Origin of the sequence: Enterocloster lavalensis (assembly GCF_046603895.1) — a bacterium.
In the GTDB taxonomy this organism is placed as follows: domain Bacteria; phylum Bacillota; class Clostridia; order Lachnospirales; family Lachnospiraceae; genus Enterocloster; species Enterocloster lavalensis.
The window spans coordinates 4,131,807-4,150,909 of record NZ_CP176637.1; the positions used below are offsets into that span (position 1 = coordinate 4,131,807).

General features: G+C 58.7%; 17 protein-coding genes and 1 tRNA gene. 14 read left to right on the plus strand and 4 right to left on the minus strand.

Translation table 11 applies throughout. The annotated features are described in order from the left end of the window. Nucleotides 1-17: 17 nt before the first annotated feature. From ACK2JC_RS18440 to ACK2JC_RS18450, 3 genes are all read left to right on the plus strand, one after another. Complete coding sequence (locus ACK2JC_RS18440; RefSeq protein WP_411338522.1) at nt 18-428, plus strand: threonine/serine exporter family protein; 411 nt, start codon at nt 18-20, stop codon at nt 426-428. Between the two features lie 130 nt (nt 429-558). Continuing rightward, nucleotides 559-879, plus strand: a complete 321-nt coding sequence (locus ACK2JC_RS18445; RefSeq protein WP_320938370.1) for a hypothetical protein — start codon at nt 559-561, stop codon at nt 877-879. Between the two features lie 246 nt (nt 880-1,125). Beyond that, nucleotides 1,126-2,160 (plus strand): hypothetical protein, encoded by a 1,035-nt coding sequence (locus ACK2JC_RS18450; RefSeq protein ID WP_320938369.1) that lies wholly within the window; start codon nt 1,126-1,128, stop codon nt 2,158-2,160. Between the two features lie 88 nt (nt 2,161-2,248). Here the strand turns inward: ACK2JC_RS18450 and ACK2JC_RS18455 are convergent. Next, nucleotides 2,249-2,322: transfer RNA gene (locus tag ACK2JC_RS18455), tRNA-Arg, on the minus strand. A gap of 81 nt (nt 2,323-2,403) precedes the next feature. Next, complete coding sequence (locus ACK2JC_RS18460; protein WP_320937628.1) at nt 2,404-3,198, minus strand: M55 family metallopeptidase; 795 nt, start codon at nt 3,196-3,198, stop codon at nt 2,404-2,406. Nucleotides 3,199-3,549: 351 nt separating this feature from the next. On the opposite strand from ACK2JC_RS18460, the gene ACK2JC_RS18465 reads away from it, so the two are divergent. The 11 genes from ACK2JC_RS18465 (at nt 3,550) to recJ (ending at nt 17,321) form a co-directional block, all read left to right on the plus strand. After that, nucleotides 3,550-4,476 carry an ABC transporter permease gene (locus tag ACK2JC_RS18465; protein ID WP_007716872.1) on the plus strand — a complete coding sequence of 309 codons (927 nt, stop codon included), beginning with the start codon at nt 3,550-3,552 and terminating at the stop codon, nt 4,474-4,476. An 8-nt stretch (nt 4,477-4,484) separates the two neighbouring features. Next, entirely contained in the window at nt 4,485-5,438 is a 954-nt protein-coding gene (locus ACK2JC_RS18470; RefSeq protein ID WP_320937627.1) for an ABC transporter permease, read from the plus strand. Between the two features lie 16 nt (nt 5,439-5,454). Beyond that, nucleotides 5,455-6,453, plus strand: coding sequence for an ABC transporter ATP-binding protein (locus tag ACK2JC_RS18475; protein WP_092361416.1), 999 nt, complete (start codon nt 5,455-5,457; stop codon nt 6,451-6,453). Further along, complete coding sequence (locus ACK2JC_RS18480; RefSeq protein ID WP_118757224.1) at nt 6,450-7,436, plus strand: ABC transporter ATP-binding protein; 987 nt, start codon at nt 6,450-6,452, stop codon at nt 7,434-7,436. Before ACK2JC_RS18475 ends, ACK2JC_RS18480 begins: the two co-directional genes overlap by 4 nt. A gap of 161 nt (nt 7,437-7,597) precedes the next feature. Then, a complete protein-coding gene (locus tag ACK2JC_RS18485) occupies nt 7,598-9,256 on the plus strand; it encodes a peptide ABC transporter substrate-binding protein (RefSeq protein ID WP_092361413.1) in 1,659 nt (552 codons plus the stop codon). A gap of 172 nt (nt 9,257-9,428) precedes the next feature. Then, nucleotides 9,429-10,367: an LD-carboxypeptidase gene (locus ACK2JC_RS18490; protein WP_092361411.1), complete on the plus strand. Its 939-nt coding sequence runs from the start codon at nt 9,429-9,431 to the stop codon at nt 10,365-10,367. A gap of 203 nt (nt 10,368-10,570) precedes the next feature. Then, complete coding sequence (gene brnQ, locus ACK2JC_RS18495) at nt 10,571-11,962, plus strand: branched-chain amino acid transport system II carrier protein (protein ID WP_320937626.1); 1,392 nt, start codon at nt 10,571-10,573, stop codon at nt 11,960-11,962. Nucleotides 11,963-12,171: 209 nt separating this feature from the next. Then, a complete protein-coding gene (locus ACK2JC_RS18500; RefSeq protein WP_368272287.1) occupies nt 12,172-13,056 on the plus strand; it encodes a carbohydrate ABC transporter permease in 885 nt (294 codons plus the stop codon). Next, nucleotides 13,053-13,907: a carbohydrate ABC transporter permease gene (locus tag ACK2JC_RS18505; protein ID WP_320937625.1), complete on the plus strand. Its 855-nt coding sequence runs from the start codon at nt 13,053-13,055 to the stop codon at nt 13,905-13,907. The genes ACK2JC_RS18500 and ACK2JC_RS18505 overlap by 4 nt, the downstream gene beginning before the upstream one ends. A gap of 26 nt (nt 13,908-13,933) precedes the next feature. Beyond that, nucleotides 13,934-15,280: an ABC transporter substrate-binding protein gene (locus ACK2JC_RS18510; protein WP_368272288.1), complete on the plus strand. Its 1,347-nt coding sequence runs from the start codon at nt 13,934-13,936 to the stop codon at nt 15,278-15,280. A gap of 316 nt (nt 15,281-15,596) precedes the next feature. Beyond that, complete coding sequence (recJ, locus tag ACK2JC_RS18515; protein ID WP_368272289.1) at nt 15,597-17,321, plus strand: single-stranded-DNA-specific exonuclease RecJ; 1,725 nt, start codon at nt 15,597-15,599, stop codon at nt 17,319-17,321. 197 nt (nt 17,322-17,518) lie between these two features. Here recJ and ACK2JC_RS18520 read toward each other — a convergent pair whose 3' ends face one another. Both ACK2JC_RS18520 and ACK2JC_RS18525 read right to left on the minus strand, forming a co-directional pair. Further along, a complete protein-coding gene (locus tag ACK2JC_RS18520) occupies nt 17,519-18,325 on the minus strand; it encodes an SDR family NAD(P)-dependent oxidoreductase (protein ID WP_276948172.1) in 807 nt (268 codons plus the stop codon). Further along, a complete protein-coding gene (locus ACK2JC_RS18525; protein WP_092361397.1) occupies nt 18,322-19,059 on the minus strand; it encodes a transcriptional regulator in 738 nt (245 codons plus the stop codon). The genes ACK2JC_RS18520 and ACK2JC_RS18525 overlap by 4 nt, the downstream gene beginning before the upstream one ends. Nucleotides 19,060-19,103: the final 44 nt, after the last annotated feature.

Here is a 19,103-nt window from a genome sequence, read left to right on the forward strand (position 1 = left end):
AGGAAATACTGGCGGCGATGGTGGGAACCATTGCGTTTTCCCTATTGTTCGGCGTGCCTCGGAAATATTATGCCTACTGCGGTCTGATCGGGGGCGCGGGCTGGGGCGTGTACAGCGCCTCAGGTCTCCTCTGGGCTCCGGCTCAGTCGGCCCTGGCGGCCACCATTGTGGTGATTCTGCTGTCCCGTCTGGCGGCGGTGAAGGAGCGGTGCCCGGTGACGATTTTTTTGATTTCCGGCATTTTTCCGCTGGTGCCGGGGGCCGGGGTCTACTGGACCGTGTACTATATGGTGACGGACCAGTTGTATCTGGCGGTGCAGACGGGTTACACGGCGGTGAAGGTGGCGGTTGCCATTGTGCTGGGGATCGTGTTTGTGTTTGAACTGCCACAGGGGCTGTTCCGGGCGCTGGTGGGGCGGAGACGGTAACCGGTGCCGGGATACCGGATGGCGGCGCCTGGCGGCCGGATACCGGGGCGGAGACGGTGCCTGACTGGAGCTGGAGCCGGAGAAATGTGCGGACACTGTGGGGAAATGGACAAGATGCGGAGGAGATCGTATGGGATCGGGAGTGTTTGACTTCAGGAGCAAGGAAGAGCGGGAACGGGATTACAAGGCGTTTTACAAGCGGGTATTCCCGGGCGGGGAGGCTCAGAAGGAGCGTGTGAGAAGCACGCTGGCGGAGCGCCTGCCGGGTGAGGAGATTACCTTCCTGCTGATGTATTACATAACGCTGAAGGACGCGATGGTTTTGGACGACGAGCTGGATTTTTACGAAGCGGCCGACCAGGCCCGGAGAAAAATGAGCGTGATCAAGGTGACGCCGCAGATGCTGGAGGTTATCCGGGAGGTCATGGAGCAGGACGGAGCGGGGAGCTGAGAATCAGACGAGGAGTGGCTGAAGACTGGCAGCGAGCCCGGATTGTTTTTTGAAAATGGAACGGGTGAGGGAAAGTCTGAAACCGATGCTGTTTCAGGAACCGGTTTGAGAAACGCCGGGGAAATTTATCAAGGATGCGGTAGACATATGAAATCTGAAAAGAGTGATGGGCGGAAAAAAGATAAATTTTCCAGAGAAGGGTTATGATATATTCATTTTATCATAACAAATAGGAGGAATTTATCTATGAAACGAAAAGCAGCTTTGGGGACCGGGATCCTGACCATGGTCCTGTGTCTGGCGATGGGTTTTACCGCGTACGCCCAGGGGTGGGAGCAGGATGGAAACGGCTGGTGGTATTCGACGGACAGCGGTTATCTGAGCAACGGATTCTCCCAGATCGACGGAAAATGGTATTATTTCGGCGGAGACGGCTACATGTGCACCGGCTGGGTGCAGGATGGCGGAAAGTGGTATTACATGGACGGTTCCGGCGTGATGCTGGCAAATACCACTACGCCGGACGGTAAATACTGGCTGGATGCCAACGGTGTCTGGGATGGAAAAACAATCGGTTCATCAAGCGCGGCCTCGTCCCTGGAACGAAATACCATGAAGGCCACGATCGACGGAGTGGAGGAGACATTTTATCTGACGTCCACAGGTGGAACGGCCGGCGGCTATAAATACTATTCGGCTTACGCCCTTAAGGCGGACGGTACACTGGGGAAAAAGCTATTAATTAACATAAATCCGGACGTTTCATCCGGCACCACTGCGAAAAAGGGGGACAAAATAAAGGGCTTCAGTTTGTCCTATAAAACCTCCCCTGGGGGCTTCCAGTATAGCGCCAGGCCTGGAAAAGGGGATTACACGATCACAATCACGTCCAATGAGTCAAATGGTTCCCACGTGGAGGGGACATTTTCCGCAACTGCCAGGATGATTGACGGAAACGGTAAGGTTTCCATCACTGGCGGCTCTTTTAACGTTTATTTCGGGGAGCAGGTGGCTTCGGTAGCGGCGCTGGTGGACGCTAATTCCACAGGAGGCGGTTCTTATTCCGGATCGGACGGATACGATACAGGCTCGTCCGACGTCCTCGGAAGCGGTTTTTCCAATGATTATACCTGCCGCAGCTGCAACGGCGACGGGCGCTGCAAGAGCTGTGCGGGGCGGGGATATAAGAGAAGGAACGGGGATGGGAAGGAAGTCGATTGTCTCAGCTGCCGTGGTTCAGGAACCTGTCCGATCTGCAACGGGTTTGGAAAAGTTTATTAGAGAATTTTGCGCCGCCGGCCGTTTGGACCGGCGGCTTATTGCATGCAACAAAAAACCCTGCAAGCTTCCGCTTACAGGGTTTTCCACGCGCGCCAGAGAAGATTCGAACTCCCGACACTACGGTCCGTAGCCGTATGCTCTATCCAGCTGAGCTACTGACGCATCCGCTGTTCTTCAACAGCAAAAACTATTATATCTATAGATTGGACAAAAGTCAATAGCTTTTTGGAAAAAATTTAATTTTCACAGAATAAACATTCTGGCGGTCATCATTTCGTCCACGGAGGCTGCCGTGTACGTCACGGTGTAGGGGTCCACCAGAGTTGCGCCGGGGTAGTGGGAAGCGCGCAGGGCTTTGAAGTGATCTTTGAAGCCGATCTCCATGGTCAGCGTTTCCGGCACGGCCAAGTGGCAGCGGTCCCGGCGCAGGAGTCCTTCCCGGGCGGCCTCGCGGATGCGCTCGCAGGCCAGCTGGGGCGTCAGGTTTATGGTGGCGCGGCCCAGGCCCTCCTTCACCGGCGCGGTTTGGATCCCCGGAACAAATTCCCGGGCGTGGCCGCAGAGCAGCTTGTCGCCGGAAACCATCACGGAGGGCACGCCGCGGGCCGCGCCCACATAAGCGTGGAGCAGAAATTCCGAGGCCAGCTCCCCGTTGATCTTTACATAGTTGTTTCCGCGGTTCATGGTGTGGCTTAAGGGGCTTCCCGGCAGCCCGGCGGGAGAGTGGTAGCCCACAAACATCAGCGCGTCAAAGGAACCGTCCAGCCCGGCCACCATGGAGTCCGGGGTCAGGGTCCAGTCGAAAATGACCCTGGCTTCCCTGGGAAACAGGGATAAGTCCATGTTGCGGCCGCTGTCGTGGGCGTCCTTTACATAGAGTTCCGTGGCCCCGGCGTCCAGCGCTCCCTGGCAGGCCGCCACGGCCTCCAGCGTCATCTCCTGTGCGGCGGCGCGGTGCTCCGGGTCGCCTAAGTTGGTTGCGGACCAGGATGCGATCCCGGCGGTGCCTTCAATATCTACGCTGATATATACCTTCATTTTCGTCTCCTTTACGGGGCCTCTGGGAAGCTCGGCGGAAACGGTGTTCCGGCCGGGCTTCACAGGCGGCGCGCTTAATGATCTTTTGCCGCAGGCGGGATAATCCTCAAGCGAATGGAAGAATCTCCCGGCAAAACGGCGGTTTTAATTCATATTATAAAGGGAATGCCGTAAAAATCAATGGCTTTGACTTGACTTTTAAATCTGATATAGGTATAATTTTTCACATCAGATTCTTTTTTAGTCCGGAATAGAATGAAGAGAAAGACGGTGATGAAGCGATGCTGCTGAAGAAAGTAGGCGGGCATCGCTTTTTTACACAATCGGACGGAAAGGCAGTGGTCAATTTTTATGTTGAAGTACATATTAAAGCGTTTGGCAGCCGGCGCGGTTTCGCTGTTTGTGCTGGTGACCATCACATTTTTCCTCATGCACGCCATACCGGGAGGGCCCTTCAGCCCGTCGGAGGAGCGCAACGTGCCGCCCCAGATTCTGGAGCGCATCGCGGACAAGTACGGACTCAACGAACCGATTCCGGTCCAGTACGTGAAATATCTGAAAAATCTGCTGCACGGCGACATGGGCACTTCCTTCAAGAAGCGCGACACCACGGTGAATGAGCTGATCGCCCACGGCTTCCCCATCTCCGCCCGCGTTGGCGCCTGGGGCGTGGCCCTGGCCCTGGCGGCTGGGATTCCCCTGGGCATGGTGGCGGCGGTGAAGCGGGGGAAGCTTCCCGACGGCCTGGCGATGGTGTTTGCCACCATCGGCGTCTCGGTGCCCAGCTTCGTGATCTGCGTGCTCATGATGTACCTTTTCTGTGAAAAGTGGAAAATCTTTCCATCTTATGGCCTGGATTCCTGGCGGCATTACGTGCTGCCGGTATTCTGTATGGCCTTCTCCCAGATCGCTTATATTACCAGGCTCATGCGCTCCAGCATGTTGGAGACCATGCGCCAGGACTACATCCGCACCGAGCGCTCCAAGGGCGTGCCGGAGTTCCAGGTGATCGGGAAATACGCCCTGAAAAATTCCGTGCTGCCGGTGGTGACCTACGTGGGCCCCATGGTGGCGGCGCTGCTCACGGGAACCTTTATCATCGAGAAGTTGTTTTCCGTGCCCGGACTCGGGCGGTATTTTATCTCCGCCATCAACGACCGGGACTACTCCGTCACCCTGGGACTTACGGTGTTCGTGGGCGCCATGATCATCGTCTGCAACCTGGTGGTGGATATCCTGTACGCGGTCATTGACCCGAGAGTAAAAATTACGAAGTAGGTGACACAATGGAAGAGACTTTAAGACAAGGCGGATTCGCCATGGACGACGAGATTCCGGTTGACCTCATGGAGGAGCTTTCCGCCGCGGAGCGGGACCCGGAGGAGATCGACCGCCCCAGCATTTCCTACTGGAACATGTGCTGGCTGCGCCTGAAAAAAGATAAGCTGGCCATGTTCGGTTTTGCCGTCATTATCGTCATAACGGTGCTGGCCATCGCGGTGCCCATGCTGTCCCCGTACAGCTATGACCAGACGGATTTCGCCCATATGCTGGAGTGGCCCAGCCGCCTTCACCTATTCGGGACGGACAAGATGGGCCGCGACATTTTTGTGCGCACCATGTACGGAGCCCGCATCAGCCTGACCATCGGCTTTACGGCCGCGGCCATCAATATGGTGATCGGCGTGTTTTACGGCGGAATCGCCGGATATCTGGGCGGGCGCACGGACATGATCATGATGCGTATTGTGGATGTGCTCAGCGGAATCCCCAGCCTTCTGTACCTGATTCTGATCATGATGTTTCTGGGCAACACGGTCAAGAGTATTCTGCTCGCCATGTGCCTTACCTTCTGGATTACCACGGCCCGCATGGTCCGCGGACAGATTCTGACGCTGCGGGAGCAGGATTTTGCGCTGGCGGCCAAGGTCTGCGGGCAGAGCCGGTGGCAGATTCTGATCCACCATCTGATTCCCAACAGTATGGGGTCCATCATCGTGACGGTGACATTTTTGATTCCCCAGGCTATTTTCCAGGAGGCGTTTTTGAGCTTTCTGGGGATCGGTATCCAGGTGCCGAAGGCCAGCTGGGGAACGCTGGCCAACGATGCCATCGAATATCTGTTTTCCTATCCGTATCAGATGCTGTTCCCCGCCTTTGCCATCAGCATTACCATCTTTGCGCTGAATTTCATCGGCGACGGCCTGCGGGATGCGCTGGATCCCAGATTGAAGAAATAGAACAGAGGTATCGCACATGAGTGATAAGTTGCTGGAAGTGAAAAATTTACATACCACCTTCGCCACCGACGCCGGACCCGTACAGGCGGTGCGGGGCGTGTCGTTCTACGTGAACCGGGGCGAGAGCCTGGGGATCGTGGGGGAGTCGGGCTGCGGCAAGAGCGTCAGCATGCTGTCGGTGATGCGGCTTCTGGACGACAACGCGTCCATGACGGCGGACGCCATTCTGCTGGACGGGGAGGATTTGAACGCCAAGTCGGTCAAGGATATGCGCAAGATCCAGGGAAATGACATCGGCATGATTTTCCAGGATCCGATGACCAGCTTAAACCCGCTGTTCACCGTGGGAGAGCAGATCCGCAATCCCCTGATGCGCCACATGAAGTTGAACAAGCGGGAGGCCAACGAGCGGGCTTTGAAGCTTTTGGAGCTGGTGGGAATCCCCAGCCCGGAGAAGCGGCTGAAGCAGTATCCCCACGAGCTGTCGGGGGGCATGCGCCAGCGGGTGATGATCGCCATCGCCATGTCCTGCGATCCCAAGCTTTTGATCGCGGATGAGCCGACCACGGCCCTGGACGTGACCATACAGGCCCAGATTCTGGAACTGATGGGGGAGATGAAGGAGCGCTACAACATGTCGGTGATCCTGATCACCCACGATCTGGGCGTGATTTCCAGCCTGTGCACGCGGGTGATCGTGATGTACGGCGGGTTAATCATGGAGGAGGGCACGGTGGACGACATTTTCTACCGCACCGGCCACCCCTACTCGGCCGGGCTGCTGGCCTCCATCCCCAAGCGGAGCCGGGAAAAGCTGGTGCCCATTATGGGCACGCCGCCGGACCTGTTGAACCCGCCTGCGGGCTGTCCCTTTGCGGCGCGCTGCAGCCACGCCATGAAGCTGTGCCGGGAATACCGCCCGGAACTGACCGAGGTGGGACCGGGGCACAAAAGCGCCTGCTGGCTGCACAATAAGTCGGTGAAAATCCATCGGAAGGAGGTGTGGCCGGTATGAGCATAGCGGCAGAAAACCGGGAGACCTGCCTGAAGGTGACGGATTTGAAGATGTATTTTCCGGTCAAGAGCGGAATCTTTTCCAAGGCCAGGTCCTTAAAGGCCGTGGACGGGGTGTCCTTCTCCATCGCCCAGGGCGAGACCATGGGTCTGGTGGGGGAGTCGGGCTGCGGCAAGACCACCGTGGGGCGGACGATTTTAAAGCTTTACGAGGCCACGGGCGGCTCCATTGTATATAAGGGAACGGACATCACCGGTTTTGACGACCAGGAGATGCGGCCGTACCGGAGAAAGATGCAGATGATTTTCCAGGACCCCTACACGTCCCTGGACCCGCGCATGAACGTGGAGGCCATTATCTCCGAGCCTATCCGGGCCTTAAAGCTGTGCAGCGAGGGGGACCGTCGGGACCGGGTGCGGGAGCTGATCCAGATGGTGGGACTGAAGGCGGATCATCTGAACCGCTATCCCCACGAGTTTTCCGGCGGACAGCGGCAGAGAATCGGCATCGCCAGAGCCCTGGCCGCGGAACCGGAGTTTATCGTCTGCGACGAGCCCATTTCCGCCCTGGACGTGTCCATACAGGCCCAGGTAATCAATATTTTGGAGGAGCTGCAGCACAAATTCGGCTTCACCTACCTGTTCATTTCCCACGACCTGTCCATGGTGCGGCATATTTCCCATCAGGTGGGCGTGATGTACCTGGGCAACCTGATCGAGTACGCCCAGGTGGACGAGCTTTACGACAACATGCTTCACCCCTATACCAAATCCCTGATCTCGGCTGTGCCGGTGGCGGATCCCAACCAGGCCAGACAGAACAAGCGGATTGTGCTTCAGGGGGATGTTCCCTCGCCCATCGACCCGCCGCCGGGCTGTCCTTTCCGGGCGCGCTGCGCTTACGCTAAGGAAATCTGCGGCAGGGAGAAGCCGGAACTGAAGAAGATCAATGACGACCACATGGTGGCCTGCCATTTGTACTGAGCAATGATCGGCCGCGGGAAATGCGCGCGGTTTATCATATTTATCGGTTGGTCCCGGGTAAAACGGCGGCCGGCTGCATTCAACAGGGAAGCGCTTTGGCGTGGAACGGCGAGCTCCGGCCCCGGGCTGCGGCGCAGACCTGATCAAAAAGGAGGAATATTATGAAGAAGAAACTGAGCGTATTACTTTGCGCGGCGATGGTAGCTGCCAGCCTGGCGGGCTGCGGCGGTTCGTCCGGCGCCAAGACGGAGACCACGGCGGCGGAGGCTTCTCAGGGCGGCCAGGAGAGCGCTGCGGAGGGCAAGATTCTGACCTACGCCATTTCCGGCGAGCCGGAGACTCTGGATCCCACCATGAACAACTACAGCAACTCTTCCATTCTGCTGCAGAACCTGTTTTCCGGCCTGTTCCAGCTGGAGGCGGACGGCACTCTGACCAACGCAATGTGCGACACCTACACGGTCAGCGACGACGGCCTGGTTTACACCTTCACTCTGAAGGACGGCCTGAAATGGTCCGACGGCAGCGATCTGACGGCGGCGGATTTCGAATACACCTGGAAGCGGACCTTAAGCCCTGAGCTGGCCTCACCGGCAGCCTGGGAGCTGTTCTACATCAAGGGCGGCGAGGAGTACAACAAGGGAGAGGGAAGCGTGGACGACGTGGCGGTGAAGGCTGTGGACGCCAAGACCCTGGAAGTGACCCTGAACAATCCCACCCCCTATTTCCTGTATCTGACGGCTGCCTCCAACTTCTTCCCGGTGAAGAAGGACGTGGTGGAGGGCGAGCAGGTCTGGACCAAGTCCGGCGACACCTATGTGTGCAACGGCGCGTTTGTTATCTCCGAGATCAATCCTCAGAGCAGCTATGTGATGGTCAAGAACCCCTACTACTTTGCGGCGGATTCCGTGAAGCTGGACGGCGTTAAGATGGTGATCATCGAGTCCGCCGAGGCGGCGCTGTCCGCGTACAACTCCGGCGAGATCGACGCCATGGGCGATTCCCTGGTGGCCACCCAGGCGCTGCAGCAGTACGGCGACAGCGACGAGCTTCACCGCTTTGACAAGATCGGTACCCGTTACTACGATCTTAACTGTGAGAATGAGTACATGACGCCCGAGGTGAGACGCGCCCTGGCTATGGGCCTGGACCGCAAGACCATCTGTGAGGCGGCGGTTCCCTCCAAGCCCCAGCCGGCTCTGGCATTCGTACCGCACGGAATCCCCTACGAGGGCAAGACCGACGATTTCCGCACCGTTGTGGGCGATCTGATCAGCGAGGACAAGGAGGCTGCCAAGCAGCTGCTGGCGGACGCCGGTTATCCGAACGGCGAGGGACTGCCGACCTTGAAGTTTATCATCACCAACACCCAGGAGAACAAGGACGTGGCGCAGGTGATGCAGGCTATGTGGAAGGAAAATCTGGGCGTGCAGGTGGAGATCGTGACTTTCGAGTCCAAGGTGTACTGGGATGAGCTATACGCGGGCAATTTCGACATCGCCTTCGACGGCTGGACCGGCGATTACCTGGATCCGGACACCAACTTAAACTGCTTTACCCAGGACCGCACCTACAACCAGAACCGCTGGAACGGCGAGAAGGCGCTCCAGTATGACAGCCTGATCAAAGAGTGCCGCAGCCTGGCGGACAACAACAAGCGTATGGAGCTGTTCACCGAGGCTGAGAAGCTGCTGATGGACGACATGCCCATTCTGCCGCTGTATTACTTAAACGCTTCCCTTCTGGTGAAGCCCAATGTAACCGGCATGACCAAGAACGCCAACGGCCACACCCTGTTCAGGGGCGCGGACAAGACCTGATCCGCGGGCGCTTGAAGAAACCGTTATTTTCGGTGCGCGGCCCAAAATGCAGGGCGCGGACGTGGAGAGCGGCATATATTGAAGTATGAAGTGACGGACTCCGCCTGAGCGGAAACCGGGGCGGCGCAGGTGTATCCTGGGCCGCCGGGAAAATCGAAAAGAGGTAAAACCAATGGTATTTCCGGAAATGCTGAAACCGGGCGATACCATCGGGCTGGCAGCGCCGGCATTTCCCGTGAGCAGAGAAAAACGGGATGCCGGCGCCTCTTTGCTGGAAAGCATGGGGTACAAGGTCGCGATGGGAGATTGCCTGAAACATCTGTACAATTTTCACGAGTATCTGGCCGGAGGGGCTAAGGAGCGGGCCGAGGACCTGAACCGCCTGTTCGGGAACCCGGAGGTCAAGGCTATTTTCTGTGCCAGAGGGGGATACGGCAGCGCCCATATCCTGAAGTATCTGGACTACGAGACCATCCGGGCCAACCCCAAGATCTTTGTGGGCTACAGCGATATCACCAACCTGCACGCGGTGTTCAACCAGATCTGCGGTTTGGTGACCTTTCACGGCCCCATGCTGGCAACGGAGATGGTGCCGGAGTTTGACGCCTACAGTCGGGAGAGCCTGTTTGCGGCCATGGGCATGAAGCCCGGGGAGAAGCTGGAGTTTCGCAATCCCGATTCCAAGCCGGGGATCCGCATGCTGCGGCCCGGCAGCGCGTCGGGGCAGCTGACAGGGGGGAACTTATCCCTGGTGATCGGGGGACTTGGCACCTTCTATCAGCTGGACACCCGGGGCAAGATTTTGTTTCTGGAGGACGTGGAGGAGTCGATTCCGCGGCTGGATATGTATATCACCCATCTGGAAAATGCCGGGCTGATGGACGGCGTGGCCGGGATTGTGCTGGGGGAATTTTACAAATGCAGCAACGAGCGGTACGACGCGTCCTATGATCTGGAAACCTTCCTCCACGACCGGTTCGCTGGATACAAGGTGCCGGTGATGTACCACGTGGCCTCCGACCACTCGAATCCCATGGGTACGCTTCCGATGGGCGCGATTTGCCGGATCGACGGGGAGCGGGAGCGGCTGGAGTTTTACAGGGAGGCGTAACGCTGCTGTTCACAGTAACGGCGTAACGGGAAAGAGGGGCCGGTGGAAAAATGGGGATAGTAATGTGGGCGACGATTTGCTATAATTACGGTAACGATTTATCAGGCCGCGCATCCGCTGCGCCGGCCGCAGGAAACCGTGAAACAGCAAGGACGAAAGAAATGGCCGTGAAACAGCGGCGGTGAACGAACGGAGAAGGAACTATGAGGCAAAAACTTTCGTGGCGTAACCTGCTGTTGGTGGGATTTACGCTGTTTTCGATGTTTTTCGGGGCGGGAAATCTGATTTTTCCGCCCTTTCTGGGAGCCGAGGCTGGGACGCTGACCTGGCACGCGATGAGGGGATTTCTGCTCAGCGCGGTGGGGCTTCCGGTGCTGGGAGTTGCGGCGGTTGCTATGGCCGGAGGGCTTGACCGCCTGGGAAGGCGCGTTCATCCGGGGTTCGCGTTCGTGTTTACGCTGCTGATCTACCTGTCCATCGGCCCCTGCCTGGCGATTCCCAGAACGGCCAGCACTTCCTTCGAGATGGCGGTGCTGCCGTATCTGGGCGGCCTTGGGACGGCTCTTGGCAGCCGCGCCCAGCTGATTTATTCCGTGGTGTTTTTCTGCATTGCCATGGCGCTGGCGTTCCGGCCGGACAAGCTGACGGACCGCCTGGGCAAGGTGTTGTGTCCCACGCTGCTGATTCTGATCGCCGTGATCTTTACGGGCTGTCTGATCTGGCCTCTGGGCGCTTACGGGGCGCCTGCCAAGGAGTATGCGGACAGCGCAGCGGTGAAGGGATTTCTGGAGGGCTATCAGACCATGGACACCATCGCGGCCCTGAATTTCGGGATTATCATCGCTCTCAACATCCGGGCCAAGGGCGTGCAGGAGGATGGAGCCGTGGTGCGGGAGACCGTCAAGGCGGGCGTGATCGCGGGGCTGTTGATGGCTGCGGTTTATGTGGCGCTGGCCCACATCGGCGCTCCGGCCGGGGCCAAGATGCGCTATCCCGGTAACGGAGCCAGAATTTTGACGTTTGTGGCAGACAGCCTGTTCGGCAGAGCGGGAATGATTCTGCTGGGAATGATCTTTTTCATCGCATGTCTGAATACCTGCGTGGGGCTTTTGAGCTGCTGCAGCGAGTATTTTTCCACCATTCTTCCGGCGGTCGGATACCGGCTCTGGGTGGTGGTGTTTGCGGGCGTCAGTTTGTTGATCTCCAACGCGGGGCTGGACCGGATTCTCCAGTTTTCCGTTCCGGTTTTAAACGCCATCTATCCGGTGGCAATCGTGCTGATCGCGCTGGCCTTTCTGAATCCGCTCATCAAGGGCTGGAAGCGGGTGTATCCCTGCGCGATCCTGTTCACGGGCGCTGCCAGCGTGCTCTACGCGCTGGAGGAGTGCAGCTTCCTGGACAAGGTTCTGCCGTGGCTGCTGGGCCGCCTGTTCGGGAATGCGGTAAGCGGGGCGGCCGCGGCCGCCGGGGTACGCCTGGAGGCGCTTCTGGCTCTGCTGCCGGGGTATGAGGCGGGGCTGGGATGGATTCTGCCCGCTGCGGCAGGCTGCGCGCTGGGAATCCTGCTGAGTCTGGCAGGGAGCCGGGAGGACTGAACGGTAACAGTATAAGGTTGAAAGCATCTTTCCATTATTCGGGGAAGGTGCTTTTTTATGGGATATGTGTTCAAAAAATACTAATATTTAAAAATATTGAACATAAGATGTTGACTTTTGCGCGATGAATGTGTATAGTCAATGATGTTCAATTAATTTGATAAATAATGGAAAATGAACAAGAGGTTTGGTGGTCAGGAGGTAAGCGGATGCGGCGGAGATTGCAGATACTGGTATTTATTTTCCCGGCCGTGGCGTTTCTGGTACTGTTCTGGCTGGGGCCCATTGCTGCGACGGTGGGAATCAGCCTGACGGACTGGGACTATATGACGCCGGATTTTCGCGTGGTGGGGCTGGAAAATTACCGGAACCTTCTGGGAGACGAGGCATTCGCGGCTGCTCTGCGCCAGACGCTGATGTTTGCGCTGGAGACGGTGATTCCGGGAGTGGCGTTGGGACTGGCGCTGGCTGCGCTTGTGACTGCGGCGGGCCAAAACACCCCCTATGCGGCCTTTCTGTTTGCCCCGTGGATCACCCCCACGGTGGCAGTGTCCATTGTCTGGACCTGGATTTTTGAGCCGGACAGGGGATTCGCCAACCAGGTGCTCCGATGGCTGGGGGGAAGCGGGAGCGACTGGCTGAAGAGCTCGGACACAGCGCTGGCGGCGGTGGCGTTGGTGACAGTTTGGAAAAATATGGGATATGTGATGCTGCTGTTCATGGGCGCGCTCTCCCGGGTTCCCGCGGGGCTTGGCGAGGCGGCCGCGGTGGACGGAGCCGGAACATTCCGGCGTTTCCGGTCTGTGACGCTGCCTCTGATCGCGCCGTCGGTGCGGATGGTGGGGCTGCTGCTGGCGGTGGAAGCCCTGCGGGCCTACGATCAGATTCAGATTCTGACCCAGGGCGGTCCCTCGGGGAGCACCAGGACGCTATTGTACCTCTACTATCAGCTGGGATTTGAACAGTTCCGGATGGGGCAGGCCGCGGCCGCGGTGGTGGTTCTCATGGCGCTGGGCCTGGGGCTGGCGTGGCTGCAGGGGAAAATGCGCGCAGGGAGCCGGGAAGGGGAGGAATGGCAGGGAGGAGAGAGATGACAGGGATTTTGTTAAAGGGTCTGGGAAAACGGCCGTTATTGCGGGCGGTCAACCATGTGGTATTGGCGGTGGCCTCGGCGGCCGCGGTGTTTCCGTTTTTGTGGATGGTTTTAAGCTCCTTTAAGACAAAGGCCGAGGTGATGGAGCCGGGGCTGGCTCTGCCGGCGGTCTGGCAGTGGGGAAATTACCGGGAGATTTTACTGGAGTCGCCGATTCCACGTTACCTGTTCAACAGCCTGTTTGTGGCGTCCCTGACCATGGCGCTGCAGGTGGTCTGCTGCGCCCTGTTCTCCTACGCGGTGGTGTTCATGCGGTTTAAGGGGCGCAGGCTGCTGTTTTCCCTGGTGTTGTTCACCTACATGGTGCCCACGGCGGCCACCTATATCCCATGTTACGTGCTGCTGGCGCGGCTGGGCTTACTGGACTCCTACAGGGGGCTGATCCTCTCCAACGGGGTCAGCGTGTTCGGCATTTTCCTGCTGCGCCAGGCGTTTGGCCAGATTCCGGCCGCCGCTGTGGAAGCGGCCCGGATGGACGGAGCCGGACATTTTACCGTGCTGTGGCACATCGCGTTGCCCATGGCGCGGCCGTTCGTGGTCACGTTCATGCTGCTTGCATTTATCGGCACCTATAACAGCTACATGTGGCCGTCGCTGATCACGGACACGCCGGAGAAAAGCCTGATTTCCCAGGGGCTGCGGCGCTTTCTGTACGAGGGCGGGGCCTACGGGACCCAGTGGCCCCTCGTCATGGCGGCCGGGACGGTGGGAGTGCTGCCGCTGCTGGCGTTGTTCGCCGTGGCCCAGCGGCGGATTATGGCGGGGATTACGGATATGGGAACGAAAGGGTAGATTGTGGAATGAGAGGAGCGATTAGGATGAATAGAAAACAGACTGGAAGCTTGAGCGGAATTCGAACTGCCGCGCTGGCCGCGGCCGCAGTGCTGGCGGCGAGCGCCCTTTGGGGCTGCGGGGCGCGGGCGGGAGGAACGGGAGCCAGAGCGGATGTGGTGAAGGACGGGCGGGTACAGGTGACCCTGTGGTATTCCGGCGGCAAAACTGCGGCCGGAGTCATGGAGGAGCTGATCGGGGACTTCAACAGTGCCCAGCAGCAGTACCAGGTGACGGGAATCCAGCAGGCGGATTACGACGAGACCTACACCAAGCTGGCGGCGGCCATCGCCGGAAAAACCGGGGCGGACGCGGCCCTTCTGGACTCGGACAAGGCGCGCAGTCTGGCGGAAAAGGGGCTGCTGGCCGGTTTGAACCCCTATTTTGAGGCCGATGAAGAGCTGGAGACAGAGGATTTTGTGCCGGTATTTTATGACCAGTGCAGGCTTGGGGACGGCACGGTGTTCGCCATGCCGGCTTACGGGACCACCCAGGTGATGTATTACAACCGGGAGCTGTTTGACCGGGCGGGTATCGATCCGAAGCGGATCGGCACCTGGCAGGATCTGGAACGGGCCGCAGAGGTGGTAAGCGGTATGGGCGGCGAAGAGAAGCTGTACGGCTGGGAGCCTATGTGGGGTGCGGACAATCTGGTTGACATCGCACTGAGCAACGGCGGCAGCCTGCTGAGCGCGGACGGAACCCGGGTCACGATCAATTCCGACCAGTGGGTGGAGTCCTGGGAGCTGGTGCGCCGGGGCATTCACGACGCGGAAACCATGGCAATCTACTCCGGCGGACAGGGCTGGGAGTATTGGTATCAGACCATGGACGACGTGCTGGAGGGCCGCGCAGGAGGTTACACCGGCTCCTCGGGAGACCAGGCCGATCTGGATTTTTCCGTGGTCGGAGCCATGGAACAGCCCGGCTTCGGGGAGAATCCCCCGGCCCCGGTGGCAAGGGTGTTGCAGCTGGTGATGGTGGAAAACGGCAAGGCGGAGACCAAACAGGGCGTTTATGAGTTCATGAAGTTCTTCGCCCGGCCCGCCAATCAGGCCAGATGGTCCATGGCAACCGGTTACATTCCGGTGCGCGCCTCCACGCTGGAGGATGAGGGGTACAAGGCTTACACACAGGAGAATCCCCAGGCCCTGGTGCCGTTGAGTCAGGCCATGCATGCATCGCCCATGCCCATTGACCCTACGGGAGGAAAGATATTCGACGCGTTGGAGATCGCGGCGGACAAGGTGGAGATCGAGAACGTGCCGGTGCGGGAGGCGCTGGACGAGGCGTGCAGGACGGCGCAGAGGGCGTTGGATGAGGCATTGAAGTAGAACAGACTTTTGGAGAGAGCGCGATAAAATTGTCGAACAGGTTCTGGATATGTTGCCGGGAATATGAATCCCGCCTTGCCCATTTTACAAAATTCAGCTATAATGGCAGACAGGGCCATGGTGACGCGGGCCGGGGAACGGAGGTGCAGGAAGCTGTGCCGCAGAGCTTCCCCGGCCCGCCTGCGCGGCCTGAGGCGCGTTTGGCCGTGGAGTTCCCTTTGGGCATGAAACGGACAGGGAGCGGCGTTTGACCGCGCGCCGGAAACGCTGGCTGTTATATCTGAATTACATATACATAGAAGAAATGGGAGAACAAATGATAGAATCGAAATGGATGCTGCACGCCAAAAAGGCGGATTTTAATGAGATCGGGACGAAATTCCACATCAGCCCGGTGACGGCGCGGATTATCCGCAACCGGGACGTGGTGGGGGAGGAGGCCATCGGGCGTTATCTCTTCGGGAACGTGGAGCAGATGTACGATCCGCGCCTGCTGCCGGACATGGAAAGGGCGGTGGAAATTCTGGAGGGGAAGATCGCCGCAGGGGCCAGAATCCGCATCGTGGGGGACTACGACATCGACGGGGTCTGCTCCACCTACATCCTGTACCGGGGCCTGAAGCGCCTTGGGGCGGCCGTGGACTATGAGATACCGGACCGGGTGAAGGACGGCTACGGGATCAACGAGTCCATTATCCGGGCGGCCTCCGCGGACGGGGTGGACACCATCCTGACCTGCGACAACGGCATCGCGGCGGTGAGCCAGTTTGAGCTGGCGAAGGAGCTGGGAATGACCGCGGTGATCACCGACCACCACGACATCCAGACCGTGGATGACGGCGCGGGCGGCGAGCAGGACCTGCTGCCCCCGGCGGACGCCCTGGTGAACCCCAAGCGCAGGGACAGCCGTTACCCCAACGGGGCGATCTGCGGGGCCATGGTGGCCTACAAGCTGATCCAGGTGATGTACGAGCGGGCCGGAGTGCCCAGGGACGAGTGGCTGGAAATGATGGAGTTCGCGGCCATCGCCACGGTGGGCGACGTGATGAAGCTCCAGGATGAGAACCGCATCGTGGTGAAGGAGGGCTTAAAACGCCTGGGAATCTCGAAGAATCTGGGAATCCGAAAGCTGATCGAGAAGAACAATCTGGACCCGAAGGCCATCAGCGCCTACCACATCGGCTTTGTGATCGGCCCCTGTCTAAATGCCGGGGGACGTTTGCAGACGGCAAAGCTGGCGCTGTCCCTGCTGCTCTGTGAGGACGAGGGGGAGGCGGACCGCCTGGCCCTGGAACTGAAGGAGCTGAACGACCAGCGCAAGGACATGACCCAGCAGGGCGTGGATCAGGCGGTGGCCCTGGTGGAGGAGCGCTATTTAAACGATAAAGTGCTGGTGGTGTTCCTGCCGGACTGCCATGAGTCCCTGGCCGGGATCGTGGCGGGCAGAATCCGGGAGCGGTACAACAAGCCCACGCTGATTCTCACCCGGTCCGAGGACGGGGCCAAGGGCTCCGGGCGGTCCATCGAGGCCTACCACATGTTCAATGCCCTGGTGGAGGTGAAGGACCTGCTGAGCAAATTCGGCGGGCACCCCATGGCCGCGGGATTTTCCCTGCCGGAGGAGAAGGTGGACGAATTCCGCCGCCGTCTCAATGAGAACGCGAAGCTGACGGAGGAGGATTTTATTCCGAAAATATGGATCGATGTGGCCATGCCGTTTGAGTACATCAACGAAGCCCTGATTGAGGAGCTGGAGCTTTTGGAGCCCTTCGGGCAGGGAAACGAGAAGCCCCAGTTTGCACAGAAGGGCATGGTGATCCGCAGCTCCCGCGTTATGGGGAAGAACCGGAACGTGGTGAAGCTGAATTTGGTCAACGAGCGCGGTCTGGCAATGGATGCCGTGGTGTTTACGGATGGGGACGAGTTTGTGGCTGAGATGGGGAGAAGCAGGATGATGGATGTGATTTATTATCCGTCGGTGAATGAGTATAACGGGAATCGGACGTTGCAATTAGTTGTTAGGAATTGGAAGTTCCGGTAGAAGAGTTGGGATATTACATAAATTGGAAAAACGAGATGGGACTGGGCTGATGTGAGCCTGGTTCCGTCTCGTTTTTTGTTGAATGCTTTGGGCCGCTGGCGCAGACTGCGGGCGATTGTCTGGATGCAGTGTGCCGCCTGAAGAACCTGCGGGTGAATGGCGGGCCGTAGGCGGCGGAATTCGTGCCGTGGCCGGTGTTACGAATCCACCTGGGGCTGCTTCTGCTTTGGCCGCATCAGTTCCCCGCCGTCCACCAGAATGGTGCTGCCGGTCATGAAGCGGTAGGCGTCGCTGACCATGGTGGCGACCACGTCGCCGATGTCCTCGGGGTCGCCGATTTTGCCCAGGGGGATGGCGGCCTCCTTGGCCTTGCGGAAATTTTCCTTGTCAAAGATGTGGCGGTTGCCCGCGGAGTGGACGCAGCCGGGGGCGCAGCTGTTGACGCGCACGCCGTACTCCGCCATGCTTCCGGCCAGACAGCGCATGGCGCCCTCCAGGCCGAATTTGATGCTGGAATATACCGCCTGGTTGATGAGGGGGCTCAAGCCGTTGATGGAGGTGATGACCACGATGTTGCCGGAGCGCTGAAGCTTCATCTGGTTGGCGGCCTGGATCATGCCGAACATGGTGCCGATGTAGTTGGTGTGGATCAGCGTCTCGATGTCCTCCAGTCTGGCGTCCGGCAGCTCGGCGCGGATGTTGATGCCCGCGTTAGCGATAAAGATGTCCAGGCGGCCGTGTTTTCCGATATATTCTTTGAAAAACCGCTCCTGCTCACCGGTGCTGGAAATGTCCACGATATAATCCTCGCAGACGCCGCCGGCTTCCTCGATGAGGCGGTGGGTTTCCTTTAGGCCCTCGGCGGAACGGCCGAGCAGCGCCACCTCAGCGCCGAAGTTGGCCAGGGATACGGCGATGGCCCGTCCGATCCCGGAGCTGGCGCCGGTGACGACGGCCTTCCGGCCGTCCAGACAGAACAGTTTCTGTATATAAGACAGATTCATGATGTAGATTCCTCCTGTGGTGGTGCGCCGGCGTTTGTCTCCTTGCGCACGATATCTAAATAGTTGTACAGGGTAAACCGGGATACCCCCAGGTATTCGTAGATGCGCTCCGCTGCCTTGGTGATCAGAAATGCACCCTTCTGGTCCAGGTAACGCACGAACTTGATCTTGTCCTCACGGTGCATCTGTTCCACCGGCTTGCCCACCTGTTTTCCGGCCTCGGCGATCAGGTAGTCCAGAAGCTGGGACACGTCGTTGGCGAAGAACTCCGGCTCGTGGGCGGGAGGTTCGGGCTGGGCGGGAGCGGCGGGGGCCATGGCAGTTGCGGCCTGGGCTGCGGCCGGCACGCTGTACTGGTTGTACTGGCGCAGATATTCCTCGAAGCGCACGGTTTCCGTGATGTCCGTGTTGATGCAGAGGCTTCCGATGGTCTTTCCGTTTTCATCGCTGATAAACATGGTGGAGGAGCGCAGAAGCTTCCCATCCCGGGTATTCACAATGTAGTTGTAGCGGTCCCCGTTCTCCACTGTCCCGCGCAGCACTTCCAGCCCGAGGTTTGAGCCGCAATCTCCGATTTTACGGTTGGTGATATAACCGTTGCGGATGTCAACAATGGTGTGGCTGTAATCCTTTGTCAGGTCATGCAGGATAAATTCACATTTGTTTCCGAACTGATGCTCCAGCATGGTGAGCAGCTTCTGCCACATTGACCAGTTGTCGTAGATTGTATTCATGTAGGGCCTCCTTTGCAACTTGCGATGATTTGGAAACCGGGAAA

Coding starts and splice junctions, on each gene's coding strand:
- ACK2JC_RS18460 (WP_320937628.1), bottom strand. CDS start 3,198: ATGAAGGTATATATCAGCGTAGATATTGAAGGCACCGCCGGGATCGCA.
- ACK2JC_RS18450 (WP_320938369.1), top strand. CDS start 1,126: ATGAAACGAAAAGCAGCTTTGGGGACCGGGATCCTGACCATGGTCCTG.
- ACK2JC_RS18485 (WP_092361413.1), top strand. CDS start 7,598: ATGAAGAAGAAACTGAGCGTATTACTTTGCGCGGCGATGGTAGCTGCC.
- ACK2JC_RS18490 (WP_092361411.1), top strand. CDS start 9,429: ATGGTATTTCCGGAAATGCTGAAACCGGGCGATACCATCGGGCTGGCA.
- ACK2JC_RS18520 (WP_276948172.1), bottom strand. CDS start 18,325: ATGAATCTGTCTTATATACAGAAACTGTTCTGTCTGGACGGCCGGAAG.
- ACK2JC_RS18475 (WP_092361416.1), top strand. CDS start 5,455: ATGAGTGATAAGTTGCTGGAAGTGAAAAATTTACATACCACCTTCGCC.
- ACK2JC_RS18470 (WP_320937627.1), top strand. CDS start 4,485: ATGGAAGAGACTTTAAGACAAGGCGGATTCGCCATGGACGACGAGATT.
- ACK2JC_RS18480 (WP_118757224.1), top strand. CDS start 6,450: ATGAGCATAGCGGCAGAAAACCGGGAGACCTGCCTGAAGGTGACGGAT.
- recJ (WP_368272289.1), top strand. CDS start 15,597: ATGATAGAATCGAAATGGATGCTGCACGCCAAAAAGGCGGATTTTAAT.
- ACK2JC_RS18505 (WP_320937625.1), top strand. CDS start 13,053: ATGACAGGGATTTTGTTAAAGGGTCTGGGAAAACGGCCGTTATTGCGG.
- ACK2JC_RS18525 (WP_092361397.1), bottom strand. CDS start 19,059: ATGAATACAATCTACGACAACTGGTCAATGTGGCAGAAGCTGCTCACC.
- ACK2JC_RS18500 (WP_368272287.1), top strand. CDS start 12,172: ATGCGGCGGAGATTGCAGATACTGGTATTTATTTTCCCGGCCGTGGCG.
- ACK2JC_RS18445 (WP_320938370.1), top strand. CDS start 559: ATGGGATCGGGAGTGTTTGACTTCAGGAGCAAGGAAGAGCGGGAACGG.
- brnQ (WP_320937626.1), top strand. CDS start 10,571: ATGAGGCAAAAACTTTCGTGGCGTAACCTGCTGTTGGTGGGATTTACG.
- ACK2JC_RS18510 (WP_368272288.1), top strand. CDS start 13,934: ATGAATAGAAAACAGACTGGAAGCTTGAGCGGAATTCGAACTGCCGCG.
- ACK2JC_RS18465 (WP_007716872.1), top strand. CDS start 3,550: ATGTTGAAGTACATATTAAAGCGTTTGGCAGCCGGCGCGGTTTCGCTG.
- ACK2JC_RS18440 (WP_411338522.1), top strand. CDS start 18: ATGGTGGGAACCATTGCGTTTTCCCTATTGTTCGGCGTGCCTCGGAAA.